This is a genomic window from Rhodococcus qingshengii JCM 15477 (genome assembly GCF_023221595.1).
Lineage (GTDB): Bacteria > Actinomycetota > Actinomycetes > Mycobacteriales > Mycobacteriaceae > Rhodococcus_F > Rhodococcus_F qingshengii.
Map to the genome: position 1 here is coordinate 5,625,116 of NZ_CP096563.1, position 15,156 is coordinate 5,640,271.

Below are 15,156 nucleotides of genomic sequence, written 5' to 3' on the forward strand. Positions count from 1 at the left end.
TCGCGATCCGGACAGGTCATTTCTCATGCTAGATCCGCAGCGGCAATCCATCCGGGAAGTAGGTCCTGATCACCGGCGAGCCTGATTCGTTTCTGCACATCCGGCCTCGGATTCGGATATACCGGACACGGATGTTCGGAAACAGTTGTCGACCAGCCTGAGGAGTACAGAGCGATGAATTCGAACCGCATGCGCAACGTCGGCTTGTTGGCGGCTCCACTTGCTGCTCTCGCCCTTCTCAGCGGTTGCGGCTCGGATGAAACGGGAACGGCCGAGAGTTCACCGGCACCCGCCTCAACAACGACCGCCTCTGCGCCGACGACCCAGACCGGCACCGCTTCACCTTCGACGACCCATACCGACCACACCCAAACGACAACCTCGACGGCACCCAATCCCGAGGGTTGCACGATCGGGGAACTGAACGTCACCCTCGGCGAGTCGAGTGGCGCCGCCGGTTCTGTGGAGCTTCCGGTGGTCTTCACCAACACGGGCGGCCGCACGTGCACACTCGACGGTTTCCCCGGCGTCTCGTATGTCACGGGAGCGTCCGGAAGCGAAGTGGGTGCTGCAGCCGGCCGCTCCGGATCCGGTTCACTCGTCTCCCTTGCCCCTGGCTCTGCCGCAACGTCTTTGGTGCGAGCTACGAACGTCGAGAACTACCCGGCAGATCAGTGCGGCGTGACCGACGTTGCGGGACTGAGGGTTTACCCGCCCAACAGCTACGACTCGGTCTTCCTTGCCTATCCCACAAAGGGTTGCTCGATGACCGGCGCGAACATCAATCAGCTGACGGTCGCGCCGGTCGCCCGCTGAGTCACGGCTTGAGGCGTCGTAGACCCCAGAGCGCCGGCAGGAGGAACAATCCCGAAAGGAACAGGACGAGTGCAGCTTCCGTGAATTGGAAACGCCAGAACCGATCATCCGAGTGGTAGCGAACTTCGTAGTGGTCGACCCCGTGCTGCCGCAAACAGATCTCCATCTCTCTGTTCTGCTGCGCTGAGAGCACATCCATGCGGAGGCTGTACTCGGCGCCGGTCTCCTCCGGGCGCTGGTCGTACGGGTCCTCATCGCCTGATCCACCCCACATGCACTCGTCGTATCCGATGTCGACCCAGTTACCTCGGAGGTCGACATATCCCTGCGCGAGTTCCCAATTGACCGCGGGGATACTGGTATCGCTCGAATAGTAGGAACTGAATCCGGCGACGGGTGATGTTCGGACACTCGGCTCGGCGTAATCGGGTCGTGCAACCAACTGAAATCCTGCCAGGATCGCAACAACACCGACCATCGTGATCGCCATTGCGCCGATCGAACTGCGCACCAGCAAAGCCAGTGCTGCTCCGAGCAAGAGTGACATGGATGTGTACGCACCCAAGACCAGTCCGCTGGATTGAAAGAGTGGATACGACAGGTTCGATATCTCGACGAAAGTCGAACGCCCGGCAACAAATCCATACCGGGAGTTATCCGGGAGGGATCGAGCCCATTGCAATGCAAATCCGAGCAATGCGGAAGCCACAGAAATCGGCAGGAAGACGATCAACACACGGGTCCAGAACCACCGAGTCCGACTGACCGATTGAGTAAGCCCCAGTACGTGTGTTCCTTGTTCGACATCCCGCGAAAACACGGTTACCCCGATCAACACGCCGAGGAACACCGGCAGAGCAGTAGCAACCACTGTCGTCAGGGTGAGAGCCGTCTCTGCCGTGCAGATCGCGGTGATGTCGTCGAAGCAACTGAGTGGCGATCCGAAGCGTTGGGTTTGTCCGCTGCTCTTGATGATCGCACCACTCGACAAGACAATGACTGCTAGTGCCGCGATGAATCCCAATGACACAACGAGCGATGTCCGGTGGTGCCGCCACGTAACCCAGATCATGCCGCCACCATCGTTTCTGCGCTCAGGTGCCCGAGCACCACGTCGTCGAGAGTTGCGTCGTCGATCACCCAGCCGTCCCGAGGGCTCGGACGCACGCCCTCCACCACATGAGAATTCGACCGCACCCCCTTCTCGGTATGAATGACCGCACCGGCGCCGACCACGTCCGAGGGATCGCCGTCCCCGATCAATACGTAATGGGCAGCGATCAATTCATCCAACGGACCGGACAATCTCGCGTTTCCGCCGCCCAGCAGAAGAAGTCGATCCGAGACGTCTGCCAATTCGGAAACGATGTGTGACGACAACAGAACTGTGGTGCCGTACTCGGCAACGCCTTCGAGCAGAGTGGTCGCCACAGACCGCCGCGCCACGGGATCGAGATCTGCCAGAGGCTCGTCGAGTAGAAGCAACTGCGGCCTGCGTCCGAGCGCCAAAGCCAGTGCAACCCTGGTTCGTTGACCTGGTGACAGAGTCTTCGCCTTTGCATCGAGAGAAATCCCAGCGCGCTCCACCAGATCCAGAGCGTACTTCGCATCCCACTCGTCGTTGGTGTATGCGCCGAATCGAAGAAGTTCTGCAACAGTGAATTTGGGGTACAGGGGCTTGTGCTGAGCGAGGTACGACAGGCCTGGGCAGATGCCGTCCTGATCCGGCGTGCTGCCCAGGACGGAGTTCGAACCATGGTCAGGCATCGTCAACCCGACCGCCAAGGACATCAGTGTGGACTTGCCCGCTCCGTTCACCCCGATCAGGGCAGTGATGCTTCCTGTCGCGACCTCGAATGTGCAGGCGTCGAGCACCTTCTTCTTGCCGAAGCGCTTGTCCACGTCCTGCATCGTCAGTGCCAATTCTTGCGCAGTCATGATGTCTCCCCCTGCTTTCCGGACGGATCCGATTCGATGAACGTCTTCTCGAGCTCCAAACTCACCAACGCTTCGATGTCCGTGCGCTCGAGTCCGGCGGCCACGGCATCTGCCACCCAGCGGGCCAACTCGCGCCGTAGCGCAGAGCTTTCCGCCATACCGGGCTTGGCCAGGGACTTGACGACGAACGTGCCCAATCCGGGCCGCGGAGCAACAAGTCCGTCGCGCTCGAGTTCCTTGTAGGCCTTCAGGACTGTGTTCGGGTTGATCGCGAGCGCTCCCACGACGTCCTTGGCTGTGGGCAGCCGATCCCCGACTTGGAGATCACCGAGCCTGAGCGCCTGCTTCACCTGAAGGACCAATTGCACGTAAGTGGGAATGCCGGATCGGCGGTCGATACGGAAGTCGATCATCCGAACCCTTTCACTAGTTCATTAGTGGAATAGATATTTACCCTGCCTTGACCTCCCGGGTCAAGCCAGACGACCCCTGTAAAGTGCAGATGCCCCGGTTCACCGGGGTGCCACGCTGCTCGTGTGAAGTTCGGTGAAACCCCGGCACTGTCGACGCAACTGTGAATTCGCCCGTCACTACTCGAGGCGAACGAGTCAGGTCACCGGCCTCGTGGCGACACGATGGTTCTCGGACGAAGGACCGCTCGTGGCGCTTCGCCTCGCGGCCGCGCTGCTCGCGACCCTTCACCACTAGCGGAGGGGTGGCTGTGAGTACTCGGCCGACACGTAAATTCAGATCTGTACTTGCAGCACTGACGGTGAGCACCGCACTGCTTGCCGGTGCGTGCAGTAGCTCGACGTCCGATGCACCCGCAACCACAGCGGCCTCGGACGGCTCGTTCCCGGTGACTGTTGTTTCCGGTCCCACGGATTCCGGCACGGACATCACCATCGAGTCACGTCCGCAGTCGATCGTGTCACTCAGTCCCAGCGCCACCGAGACCCTGTGGGCCGTCGGCGCGGGCGATCAGGTGAAGGCCGTCGACAATCAGTCCGACTACCCGGCCGGTATCCCGGTCACCGATCTCTCGGGCTTTCAACCGAACGTCGAAGCCGTCCTCGGCTACGCACCGGATCTGGTGATCGCATCGGATGACATGAACGATCTTGTCTCCGGACTGCAAAAGGCGAAGGTGCCGACACTCCTACTACCGGCAGCGACGAGCATCGACGACGTCTACGCCCAAATCGAGCGCGTCGCGAAGGCCACCGGCCACGAAGACAAGGGCACCGAAGTTGTCGACACCATGCGCTCGGACATCGACGCCGCTGTCGCCAGTGTTCCTGCGCGCCAACAGCCGCTGACGTACTTCCACGAACTCGACTCCTCGCTCTACACCGTCACGAGTTCGAGCTTCGTCGGGCAGATCTACTCGCTGTTCGGAATGAAGAGCATCGCCGACGCCGCGGGGCAGGGTGACTATCCGCAGTTGTCCGCCGAATTCGTGGTACAGGCCAATCCCGATCTCATCTTTCTCGCAGACTCCCAATGCTGCGGAGTGACAGCAGAATCCGTCGCCGCTCGACCCGGGTGGAGCGGCATGAAAGCGGTTACCGGCAACCAGATCCATGTGCTCGACGAAGACCTCTCCAGCCGCTGGGGACCTCGTGTCGCCGATCAGGTGAAGGCCGTCGCGGCCATCGTTGCCCAAGTTCCCGCGGCCTGAGCACTCGATGATCAAAGCCGGTATCTCCCAACATCGGACCGCCGTTCTGCTCGGCGCCGCGCTGATTCTGTGCGCCGCCTTGCTGATCGGTGTTCTGGTGGGGCCGGCCGGTTTGACGCCTGATCGGACCATTCTCGAACTTCTGGACGGAATACCCGGCATCCATATAGATTCCGGCCTCACCGCAACACAGCAGGCGATTCTCTGGCAGATCCGGCTTCCGCGAGTAGTCCTGGGCGCGTTGGTCGGAGCAATGTTGGCCGTAGCCGGCGCCGCCTACCAGGGCGTGTTTCGAAATCCCTTGGCAGATCCGTATCTCCTCGGAGTTTCCAGCGGAGCCGGACTGGGCGCAACCCTCGCCATCGTTTCGGGTGGAGCGCTGGGCATGTTCGGAATTCCCATGGCCGCCTTCGTCGGTGGTGTGCTGGCAGTGTTCGCAACTTATTCGCTCGGCCGAAGCATTGGCGGGCCGCAGAACGCGGTAGTCATCATCCTCGCCGGTGTCGCAGTCGCAGCGTTCACGAATGCAGCGCAGACTTTTGTTCAGCAGCGGTTCGACGATTCACTGCGCGAGGTCTATTCCTGGCTACTCGGCGGACTGTCCACCGACGGTTGGTCGGAAGTTCTCGTTGTCCTGCCGTACGTTGCGCTGGCCTCAGCCGTCATCCTGGTACACCGGCGCGTACTCGACGTGATGGCCGTCGGTGACGTCGAAGCCGCCAGCCTCGGCGTCGACCCGGCCAGATCACGCCTGGTGCTGGTGCTCGCCGCAACTCTGGGAACGGCCGCGGTCGTGAGTGCAAGTGGACTCATCGGCTTTGTCGGAATCGTTGTTCCCCATGCGGTTCGACTGGTCGTCGGCCCGTCTCATCGACTGCTTCTCCCCCTGTCACTCATGCTCGGAGCGGCGTTTCTCGTCCTCACCGACGTTGCCGCCCGCACGGTCATGGCACCGGCCGAACTCCCCATCGGAGTTGTGACCGCGATGATCGGCGCTCCGTTCTTCCTTCTGGTTCTGCGCCGCAGTCGAGTTTCCGCATGACCGACACCGCAGTGCGATGCCGCGACCTCCGAATCAGCCTCGGCGGCAAAGACGTCGTCGACGGCATCGATCTCGATGTGACACCCGGCGATTGGGTTGCCGTGGTCGGGCCGAACGGCGCCGGCAAGACGACCTTGATGCATGCCCTCGCTGGATTGATTCCGTCCACCGGTGAACTCACCGTCGGGGGACTCAACCCACGCAGTTCGAGCCGCAAGGCCATGTCCGCCGTCGTCGCGCTGATGCCTCAGCGCCCGGTGGTACCCGAGGGCGCGACGGTTGCCGAACTGGTTGCGCTCGGTCGTACACCGTATCTACGACGCTTCGGAACCGAAACCGCCACAGATCGTTCGGTGATCTCTTCGGTGATCGAGAGGCTCGACCTCACCGAGTTCGCAGATCGACGAGCCACCGAACTTTCCGGTGGCGAATTGCAGCGCGTGGTCCTGGCTCGGGCATTGGCTCAAGAACCGCAGGTACTGCTCCTGGACGAACCCACCAGTGCCCTCGACATCGGCCACCAGCAGCAGGTTCTCGACTTGGTGGAGGAACTGCGTGAAGCCGACAACATCACGGTCATCGCCGCGATGCACGACCTCACTCTCGCGGGTCAGTACGGTCGACGAATCGTGCTGCTGGACAAGGGCAGCGTCGTTGCCGACGGCACTCCCTCAGCGGTGCTGGAGGCAGACCTCCTCGGCCGCGTGTACGGCGCCCGGGTCGAAATCCTGGACCGGCCCAGCGGTCCCATAGTTGTTCCGATTCGGCAGGAAGGCACCCGCTGATGGAATTGGTGATGCTCGGCACCGGTGCTGCCGACGGTTGGCCGAACCCGTTCTGTACCTGCCCTTCCTGCCTGGCCGCCCTGTCGAGTGAAACCATCCGCGGGCACACTGCCGCCCTGGTGGACAACAGAATCCTGTTGGACTGTGGACCCGAAGTACCGCGTGCCGCGTCGCGATTCGGTCGCACGCTGGCACACGTCGAACACATCCTGTTGACGCATTCTCATCCCGATCACCTCGGCCCGATGGCATTGCTGTTCCGGTCCTGGGCCTCGCGCACCGAACCACTACAGGTTCTCGGACCACCCGACGCGCTCGATCTCTGCCGAGACTGGGTAGGCCCGGACGATCCGGTGACCTTCACACCGCTCGAGACCGACCAGTCGATCATGTTGGGCACCTATCGTGTTCGCGCACTCGAGGCCGCGCACGAAGTACCCACCCTTCTCTACGACATCACCGACGCATCCGGAACCCGAATCTTCTGGGCCACCGACACCGGGCCTTTGCCCGAATCAATTGTCGACGCCCTTGCCGACGCGCGTTTCGACGCCGTCTTTCTCGAAGAGACCTTCGGCTACAAGACCGACCACGGCACCGGGCACCACGATCTGTCGAGTTTCGCGGAGACGGTGTTGCGGCTCCGCAACTGCGACGCGATCACCGATCGAACCGATGTGGTCGCCGTACACCTCGGGCACCACAACCCCGTCGAAAACGAACTCTCGGAAGCACTTCGTGTGTCAGGGGCGCGAGCGGTTCCGGATGGAGCTGTGCTCGAGATCGGGGTAGGACAGAGCCATCGAACTCTGGTCACCGGTGGCGCCCGCTCGGGCAAGTCCACTTACGCGGAGGGCCTGCTTGCCGGCTACCGGCACGTCACGTACATCGCCACCGGGGATCCGCTGGACGACGATCCCGACTGGATCGAACGAATTGCGTCGCATCGCGCGCGGAGGCCGTCGACGTGGACGACGGTAGAGACCTCCGAAGTGACCGAGATTCTCGCAACCGCAACAACACCGATCCTGCTCGATTGCCTCGGCACGTGGTTGACCGCACGTCTGGATCGACATCAGGCGTGGGCGACAGAAGATCTCAGCGCCGTCCACGCAGATATCGACGTCTTGGCCGACGCCTGGACCGCCTGTCCGGTACCGATTGTCGCCGTCACCAACGAAGTCGGAAGCGGCGTCGTCCCGGACACGAAGTCCGGGAGACTGTTCCGCGATCTACTCGGTCTGGTGAACAGCCGCATCGCCAGTGAATCGGAGTCCGTGGTCCTGATGACCGCCGGACTCCCCCTGAGCCTGCGCGTGTGACGTCAGAGCAATCCGGTGAGCTGACGCGCACAATCGAGTAGGAAACCGACCAACTCTCGATCCTCGCCCGTCACTCGCCCGCTCGCTCCCTGAACACACAACCCGCCGGCCACCTGGTCTGCGTGATCTCGAACCGGTACTGCCACTGCGGATCGACCCAGGCGGCATTCCTGGTTCTCGAATGCAAAACCCTGCAGGCGAACAGACCTCAACTGCTCATACAACGCGTCGAAATCACCGAGGGTGAACTCCGTGACCCGGCGAAGTTCCAAACCCGAAAGCAACCGCTCGTCGTGCGCCAACAGAACCTTCCCCAGCGCATTCGCGTGAAGGTTCTTCGGCAGTGCCGCTATTCCGATGATCTCGTGGTCCGGATCCTTGTCGACGAACCTCAAGCGCCCACCGGCGAATGACGCGACGTGCAATCCGAACCTCGTGTGTGTCCGCATGTCCTCGACGCGCTCGTGCAGCGTGGGCGCCGGGCCACTCGACGACGCCGCATGCGAGAGCTCGGCAGTCCGACGCCCCAACGCGAACCCTGACAGGTCCGGCACCCGCACGAGAAAGCCCTCCGCCACCAGCAGATTCAGCATCCGGTACGCCGTGGCCGATGGAACGCCTGCAAAAGTGGCGATCTCCTTCGCGGTTGTTCCCGGTCCCAGATGAGCCACCGCCTCGAGCATCCCCAGCGCCTTCTGGACCGCACGCGGTTGTTGTCCACTGAAGTGGGTCTCGTCGCCGATCTGTTTGCCTGATCGTGGACCAGCGGTTGCACGGTCCGCGGTCACCGCCCATGCTCCGGCGAGTCACCCTCGGCGGTCCCACGATCCGGAACGAGTCGCCTTCGCCCGTCACCGTCGATCAGCAGAGTGCCCGCACCGGGCAACAGGTCCGCCGTCTCGACGCTGTCGAAAGCGCCGACCATCAGAAGGCTTTCCGGTCTGGCTCTTCGAAGCAATGAACTCCACACTGTCCCCGACACAGCAACAGCAAGAGCAGCGATCGGCAGTGCCCACATCCCGTGAACCGCACCGTCGAGAACGATGTAGACCAATAGACCGGCACCGGCGACGCTCACGGACACAGTGCATATCCGGGTCAGCGAAGTATGTTCCCCGATTCGGCGCAAGAACTTCCACGAAGCAAAGGCCACCAGCGTGTAAGCGCAGACCAACGCGGTCTCCACCACGCCGTCGAAGGATCCCGAATCGTCGCGAACCGTATCCGAATAGACGAATACGCCCGCCGCACTTACCGCGACGAACGCAAGTACCGCAACGTACGGGGTGCGGAACCGTCTGTGTACGCGAGCGAGCGGCGCAGGCAGTACCCGTTCGATCCCCATCGAGTACAACAACCGCGAACCCGCCTGCGCACAACCCAGAGTGGATGCGAACCAGGAACACGTCATTCCGATCTTGACTGCCAGAACCACTTCCGCGCTGGCTCCGGATGCCGTTCCTTCGAAGTACGCTCCGACGATCGTTGCGCCGTGGCCGGTCATCGCCGCCCAGGCCGCAAAAACGAAGAGGACCCCGCAGATGATCGGCGAAATGAGAACCGTGCGTGTGACGCTGATGAGTGGTCGTTTCGCTTCCGGGCCGAAGAAGGCCGAGCTTTCGAAGCCCGCCATGCTGAGCACCGTCAGCATCGCGAGAAACGGAACTGCACTCAGCGACGGATTCGGCAGGGCAACAGCAGTTGTCGTGTCACTGTGCGTCGCCAGCATGACCACGACGATGAGAATCAACGAGCACGCTTCGACGACCAGGATCGCTCGGGTGGCGAACCGGACGCCTCGCACTGCAATCCACGCGACGGCCAGGGCAATCGCCACCGTCGTGATCACCGTCGCGGCAGGCCCTCGCACGTCGGGGCCGACAATGGCGATGGTATCGAGCAGACTCGGAACTGCCTGCGAGAAAACCGAAACCGAGATTCCGAGATACCCGAGTACCAGTGCGGCACCCGCCGTCAGTGTCGCCCGGATACCGGAGCCTTGGAAGACGAAGCTGTACAACGATCCTGCTGCGGCCAGTCTCCGCGTGAACTGAGTGATGCAGAACGCAACGAGAAACACCGCCGAAGTTGTCGCAGCAATCGCAGCCAACCCGACGTAGCCGGGACTGTAGGTGATCATCCACAGGGCGATGAACACCATTCCCGTTGCCGGAGCGATCGTGGAAAGTGATTGCCCCAACAGGTCGATCGGGGTCAGACGTCCTCGTCCGAGACCACGGAGCGGGGAGAACACGGGCTCACTGTGTTGATCCGCATTCTGCGCTCGCGTGATCGCCGCACGCAGTGCCGCACTCACGGCCATGTGTCACCGTCCGTCGCGTCCAGGCCCGAACCTACGAGCGAATTGTCAGAATTCGGTCAAGTTAGTCCGCTTATGTTTCCGCACAGTTTCCACGATGGCGCGCACAGAACTTTCAAGTGAGAATCCGACTCTGTTTCCCCCCCAGCGTCATGCCGGATCAAGGGCGGCCGACGGTATCCGCCCCCCTCCGGCAGCACCTTGACCTGCAATTTCTCCGATTCTCACACGACAACTGCTCTCTCAGTTGCACCTCGTCCAGGCGTAGCGCGGTCGACGCGGGTTCGCAGCATCGCCCGTACAGGATGTGTCCCACACACCACCGGCACTACCCGAGAGGAACGGAGGAAGCATGGACTTGGTCAGCGCCACCACTTCGGCGATCATCGGATTTGTTCTCCTGCTCGCCGGCATTCCCAAGCTGAACGACCACGACGGGGTCCTTCGTTCGGTGCGCGGATACAAAGTGTTGCCGGTGCGACTCGAAGTACCGATCGCTCGCATCCTTCCCGTCGCGGAAACCGTCATAGGCATCCTCCTGGTTCTCGGCGTGGCCCATCGCCTGGCCGCCTTGGTTGCTGCCGTCATGTTCGCGTCGTTCTTCACGGGCCTCACGATCAACCTCCTGCGTGGGCGACGCGATCTGGACTGCGGATGTTTTGCATTCGGAGTCGGCGAGATTCCGCGTATCGGATGGTTCCACGCCGTTCGCGCCGGAACACTCGCGGTGATCGCTGTGGCACTGTCGGTCACCTCCGGACAGGGTGAGATCGGCGTCCAGGCCGTGGCGGCGACCTCCGGATTCCTCTTTGTCCTGGCTGGAGTTGCTCTCGCACAGATTCGTTCGGTGGTCCACCTCGGGCGACGCCCAGTCGACGACTACCTGTCGAGTGCCTCCATTCGCCTCCGAACCGCCGAAACCGCGTCCCGGTACGGCTCGTGAACTCACATCCCCACCACTGAAAACTCGAAGGCAGGACTACCACGATGACCACTTTCCTCCTTGTCGCGACAGTGATCCTGGTGATCGCCGTAGCCGTACTGTTCTTGATGGTTCTTGCTCTGGCTCGTGAAATCGGCCGCGTACAAGTACGTCTCGGACCTCTCGGTGCCCGGATGATGGATACCGGGCCCAAGGTCGAACAGGCCGGCCCATCGTTTGCCGGTCTCATCGATCAGGAAGGACGGACCGTCGGAGTCGGTGGTCACCGCGACAAACCTCAACTCCTGCTGTTCACAGCACCGAGTTGCTCGACGTGCAAGAGCCTTCTTCCCGGCGTAAGGGCAATGGCCCGAGCCGAATCGGATCTCGACGTGATCATCATCTCCGACGGAACACCCGAAGAGCATCGCGAGTTCCTGGCCGGCAGCGGGATCGGTTCCGAGCTCAGTTACATCGACGCTCGAGACGTCGGTATCGCATACCAGGTGGGCACCACTCCGTACGGCGTGATTCTCGACGAGCACGGCAAGATCCGAGGAAAGGGCCTGTGCAATCACATGGCTCAGGTGGAAAGCCTGCTCAATGCGCTCGAATCCGGCACCCCCTCACTCCAGCACCTTCATGCCCAGGCGAAATCCGGCAGCGCGGCCTGATCTTCCTGCACAGTTCGATCCTCTTCACGAATCAGGAGAAAATCGTTGGACGACAATGAATTCCCGCAGCACAACATGACGGAGAATCGATATCCCGTCGACGAGGCGACAGTTCAGGCCCAGGCCGAATGGATGGCGGGCCAGGGCGGTTCGCTCACCAGCCGAACCGGACGTAAACTCTCCGAACGAGTTTCGCGGCGCTCGATGATCAGTCGGATCGGCAAGTGGACCATGGGTGTGTCAGGAGTGGCACTGATCAGCACACTTCCCGTGACACGTAGTGCCTTCGCCCAAGAGCCCGAGGTTCCTGCGCCGGCACCTGGCCCCGAACCTCTTGTCCCTGTCTACGACGGTAAAGATCCGGCCGAGTGCGAGTACTGGCGCTGGTGCAACATGGACGGAACGTCCTGTGCCGCATGCAACGGCGGCGGTGTCACCACCTGCGCCCCCGGCAGCAAGCCCGGCGCAGAGTTCTGGGTCGGATGCTGCACCAACCCTGATACCGGCAAGACCTATCTGATCGCCTACTACGACTGCTGTGGTGCACCTTCGTGTTCCAACGCATTCTGCGGCGAACCGGACATGCAGGCCGTGATGTACAACCCGGTCTCCGGAAGCTACGACCAGGAAATCATCTGGTGTGTCTCCGACGAGTCCCAGGCATACACCTGCACGATGGCGCCCATCATCGGTGAGGACTGCCAGACTCGACCGGCCGAGCGCCCCAAGGTCGGTGCCGGATCATGAGCAGTCCGCGAACCCGAAAACTGGCGCGACCCGCCGTTGCCGTCATCCCACTCACCGTCGTACTCGCGCTGGCCGGCTGCAGTTCGTCTGACAACGACGAACCCTCCAGCGCAGGTGATGTCACCTATCCGACAGTTCCGTTCACTGCTCCAGGTGAAGGAATCTCCCTCGGTCCCGACGACCAGGAAATCGGCGACACCATTCCCGAGCCGTTGCACGTCGGTTCGATCACCCCGATCGCAGCTGACCGCTTGCTGGGCGTCGAAGGTGGATTCGGCCAACTCGAGCTCAGCGTCAACGTCATCGATCCGAAAACCGGTGTGGCCGAGAGCCGGATCACCGTCGGCCCTGGTATCTGGGATCCGGTCATTCACGGATTCGTCGGGGATTCCGCCGAGGATCCTGCGGTGCTCGCTGCCGAGGTGTGGCGGCCCCGAGGTTCCCGCGGCGCGGCAGATTTCACGGTCAGCACCTACTCCGGAAACCTGCTGGAACCAGCCGAGGTCATGCTTCCGGACGTCGCACGCGTACATTCCCGTCCCGGCTCGAACGCCGTGACGTCCGACGGCAAGTTCTTCGTCACGTGGGACGACGGTTTGTACGGCATCAGAGTGGTCGACCTCGAGAAGAAGGAAGCGACCGGTGCACTCCAGATAGTCGGCTGCGGTCCGTTCACGTGGATGGTCGATCACGAACTGTACAGCGTCTGCGAGGACACCCGGGAACTGCTGCACGTCACGATCGGTGACGACGGAGTTCCGAAGGAAACCGCCCGAAGCAAGGTCCTACCCGAGGATTTTGTCTCCACCCGCAAGGTCACGTGGGCCTCGGAAGCACAAAAAGCCTTGCTGGTCAGTGAGAACGGCGATGTGTACGTCTTCGACTTCTCCAACGGACTGCCTCAGGAAGGTGTCAAGCCGATCGGAAACGCCGGGCAGGACTCCGGTCGATTCTCGGAGAACGTCATCAACGCCGACGCAACCCGGCTCGCAATCGCGTACACGGACACGGCTATTCATCCGGACTCTGCTCGGGGAGGCTCACTGGTCAAGATCGACTTGTCCGATGCAACGACCTTCGCCCCGGTGAAGAGCTTGACGCTTGCAGACCTCGGCTTGACAGACATCAAGAGCATGACCTTTTCCGTCGACGGCGCCACGTTCTACGTGCTCGGTTCGGGACCTGAGGTCGAAGGCTCCGCTCCGCAGAAGGTCGTGGGTTACAACGCGAGCACCGGCGAGCAGGTCAGTTCCGTCGATGTCTCGGGCAACGTCGGGGATGTCAGCGGGTTGATCACACCAGAAGTACTCCGATGAGTCGTCCCGGATCCGGTGTGGTGATGGGCCGGCGCCGCTTCCTGAGTTTGGGAGCACTCGGCGCCGGAGCACTCGGGCTCGGCGCAATGGGGACGATTGCCGGATGCAGTTCCACTGCAGCATCTCCGACGCCGACGACCGATCTCGACTACATCCTGCCCACCGACCCGGAAGTTGCCGCCGCAGAATCGGCGCGAGCCTGGAACGGGACCACCGCTGCGTTTGCCCTTGCCGCCGGATTCTCGACGGTAGATCTTGGCGGACGCCTCGTGGACACGTGGACGTACGGAGGCGCTGCGGTGGCTCCGGAACTTCGCCTGAAGTCCGGTGACCGGGTGAACGTCAGCGTCCAGAACGGCCTCGACGCCGAAACAACACTGCATTGGCACGGAATTCGAATCCGCAACGACATGGATGGCGCGGCACCCACCACGCAGGCTCCCATCGGCGCCGGTTCGAGTTTCGAGTACAACTTCATCGCACCGGATCCGGGAACGTACTGGTACCACTCGCACAGCGGATTACAAGCCGATCGGGGGCTGTTCGGCGCCTTGATCGTCGAGAACCCGAACGACATCACCGGGGCCGACGTCGATGCCGTTCTGGTGCTCGACGACTGGCTCGACGGATTGGGTACCACCCCGGATTCCGTCCTGATGGCCCTGAACCCGGCAATTTCGGGCGGGCACGGCGGACACGGCAGTGGGGCAACAACTCCGGCGGAACACTCGGAAGCCGACATGTCCGTCGCGCAACAGTTGGTGAGCGGCGGACACGGTTCTTCCGAACCACTCGGCGGGATGACTCAACACATCGCGTATCCACTGCACTTGATCAACGGGCGGCCGCCCAACGATCCTGCTGTCGTCACTGCAGCGCCCGGTTCGACCCTGCGACTGCGAATCATCAACGCAGCGGCCGAAACTCCGTATCGGTTCGCTGTGGCCGGTCACGAGATGACAATTGTCGCTACCGATGGCTACGACGTGGAACCAACTCCTGCCGACACCATCATCGTCGGAATGGCGCAGCGCTACGACGTGCTGGTGACGGTGAAGTCGGGAACATGGCCGGTGGTGGCGAAGGTCGAGGGCCGAGATGGTTATGCGTCGACCGTCCTACGCAGCACCGACGCGTTGGCCCTGGCGAACCCGGATGTCGGCGGAAACCTCTCGGAACTGGCCGGCCGACTGGTCACCGAAAGCGAACTCCGGCCCACGGAATACGCACGGCTCGAGACGAAGTCGCCTGATCGCGACTACCACATCGAATTGATCCAGGCCGGCGATCGGTACGTCTGGGGAATGGCGGGAGCCGATGCGGGCAAGCTCGTCATGAAACAGGGCGAACGGGTCCGGATCACGATGAAGAACACGTCCACGATGTGGCACCCGATGCACACCCACGGCCACACGTTTGCGGTACCGGATTACGGCGGACTTCGCCGCGACACCGTCAACGTCCTACCCGGCACCGAGCTTGCCATCGAGTTCGACGCCGACAATCCCGGCGAGTGGATGTTCCACTGCCACAACGCCTACCACTTCGAGGCCGGCATGACGGCAAATCTGCGTTACGTCCGCTGACAAGTCG

15 protein-coding genes are annotated in these 15,156 nt (G+C 62.1%); 10 read left to right on the forward strand and 5 right to left on the reverse strand.

Features of this window, described 5'->3' with window-relative positions; genetic code table 11:
• The first annotated feature begins 174 nt into the window (after nt 1-174).
• Nucleotides 175-816, forward strand: a complete 642-nt coding sequence (locus tag M0639_RS25915) for a DUF4232 domain-containing protein (RefSeq protein ID WP_037126450.1) — start codon at nt 175-177, stop codon at nt 814-816.
• Nucleotide 817: 1 nt separating this feature from the next.
• Here M0639_RS25915 and M0639_RS25920 read toward each other — a convergent pair whose 3' ends face one another.
• Genes M0639_RS25920 through M0639_RS25930 form a run of 3 tightly spaced genes read right to left on the reverse strand, consistent with a single transcriptional unit; the run spans nt 818 to nt 3,167 of the window.
• The gene (locus M0639_RS25920; protein WP_064073876.1) at nt 818-1,888 is read right to left on the reverse strand and encodes a hypothetical protein; all 1,071 of its coding nucleotides are present in this window, start codon (nt 1,886-1,888) and stop codon (nt 818-820) included.
• Nucleotides 1,885-2,754, reverse strand: coding sequence for an ABC transporter ATP-binding protein (locus tag M0639_RS25925; RefSeq protein WP_064073875.1), 870 nt, complete (start codon nt 2,752-2,754; stop codon nt 1,885-1,887). The genes M0639_RS25920 and M0639_RS25925 overlap by 4 nt, the downstream gene beginning before the upstream one ends.
• Nucleotides 2,751-3,167, reverse strand: coding sequence for a GntR family transcriptional regulator (locus M0639_RS25930; protein WP_007729675.1), 417 nt, complete (start codon nt 3,165-3,167; stop codon nt 2,751-2,753). The genes M0639_RS25925 and M0639_RS25930 overlap by 4 nt, the downstream gene beginning before the upstream one ends.
• A 308-nt stretch (nt 3,168-3,475) precedes the next feature.
• Between M0639_RS25930 and M0639_RS25935 the strand changes: the two genes are divergently transcribed.
• The 4 genes from M0639_RS25935 to M0639_RS25950 are packed head-to-tail and all read left to right on the forward strand — an operon-like array spanning nt 3,476 to nt 7,584.
• Nucleotides 3,476-4,435, forward strand: a complete 960-nt coding sequence (locus tag M0639_RS25935; protein ID WP_064073909.1) for an ABC transporter substrate-binding protein — start codon at nt 3,476-3,478, stop codon at nt 4,433-4,435.
• A gap of 7 nt (nt 4,436-4,442) precedes the next feature.
• Nucleotides 4,443-5,477: a FecCD family ABC transporter permease gene (locus M0639_RS25940; protein ID WP_042447095.1), complete on the forward strand. Its 1,035-nt coding sequence runs from the start codon at nt 4,443-4,445 to the stop codon at nt 5,475-5,477.
• Nucleotides 5,474-6,262, forward strand: coding sequence for an ABC transporter ATP-binding protein (locus tag M0639_RS25945; protein ID WP_054800669.1), 789 nt, complete (start codon nt 5,474-5,476; stop codon nt 6,260-6,262). The genes M0639_RS25940 and M0639_RS25945 overlap by 4 nt, the downstream gene beginning before the upstream one ends.
• A complete protein-coding gene (locus M0639_RS25950) occupies nt 6,262-7,584 on the forward strand; it encodes a bifunctional adenosylcobinamide kinase/adenosylcobinamide-phosphate guanylyltransferase (RefSeq protein WP_064073874.1) in 1,323 nt (440 codons plus the stop codon). Before M0639_RS25945 ends, M0639_RS25950 begins: the two co-directional genes overlap by 1 nt.
• Before the next feature lie 2 nt (nt 7,585-7,586).
• On the opposite strand, the gene M0639_RS25955 is transcribed toward M0639_RS25950, so the two are convergent.
• Both M0639_RS25955 and M0639_RS25960 read right to left on the reverse strand, forming a co-directional pair.
• Nucleotides 7,587-8,372: an IclR family transcriptional regulator gene (locus M0639_RS25955; RefSeq protein ID WP_082893131.1), complete on the reverse strand. Its 786-nt coding sequence runs from the start codon at nt 8,370-8,372 to the stop codon at nt 7,587-7,589.
• Nucleotides 8,369-9,907: an APC family permease gene (locus M0639_RS25960; protein ID WP_007729689.1), complete on the reverse strand. Its 1,539-nt coding sequence runs from the start codon at nt 9,905-9,907 to the stop codon at nt 8,369-8,371. The genes M0639_RS25955 and M0639_RS25960 overlap by 4 nt, the downstream gene beginning before the upstream one ends.
• Nucleotides 9,908-10,256: 349 nt before the next feature.
• Here M0639_RS25960 and M0639_RS25965 point away from each other — a divergent pair, with 349 nt between their 5' ends.
• The 5 genes from M0639_RS25965 to M0639_RS25985 all read left to right on the forward strand — a co-directional run bounded on the left by M0639_RS25965 (nt 10,257) and on the right by M0639_RS25985 (nt 15,149).
• Nucleotides 10,257-10,847, forward strand: a complete 591-nt coding sequence (locus M0639_RS25965; RefSeq protein ID WP_064073873.1) for a MauE/DoxX family redox-associated membrane protein — start codon at nt 10,257-10,259, stop codon at nt 10,845-10,847.
• 44 nt (nt 10,848-10,891) lie between these two features.
• Entirely contained in the window at nt 10,892-11,500 is a 609-nt protein-coding gene (locus tag M0639_RS25970; RefSeq protein WP_019745575.1) for a redoxin domain-containing protein, read from the forward strand.
• Nucleotides 11,501-11,575: 75 nt separating this feature from the next.
• Nucleotides 11,576-12,247 carry a methylamine dehydrogenase light chain gene (locus M0639_RS25975; RefSeq protein ID WP_029256402.1) on the forward strand — a complete coding sequence of 224 codons (672 nt, stop codon included), beginning with the start codon at nt 11,576-11,578 and terminating at the stop codon, nt 12,245-12,247.
• Nucleotides 12,244-13,563 carry a hypothetical protein gene (locus M0639_RS25980; protein WP_064073872.1) on the forward strand — a complete coding sequence of 440 codons (1,320 nt, stop codon included), beginning with the start codon at nt 12,244-12,246 and terminating at the stop codon, nt 13,561-13,563. Before M0639_RS25975 ends, M0639_RS25980 begins: the two co-directional genes overlap by 4 nt.
• Nucleotides 13,560-15,149: a multicopper oxidase family protein gene (locus M0639_RS25985; protein WP_064073871.1), complete on the forward strand. Its 1,590-nt coding sequence runs from the start codon at nt 13,560-13,562 to the stop codon at nt 15,147-15,149. The genes M0639_RS25980 and M0639_RS25985 overlap by 4 nt, the downstream gene beginning before the upstream one ends.
• Nucleotides 15,150-15,156 lie beyond the last annotated feature (7 nt).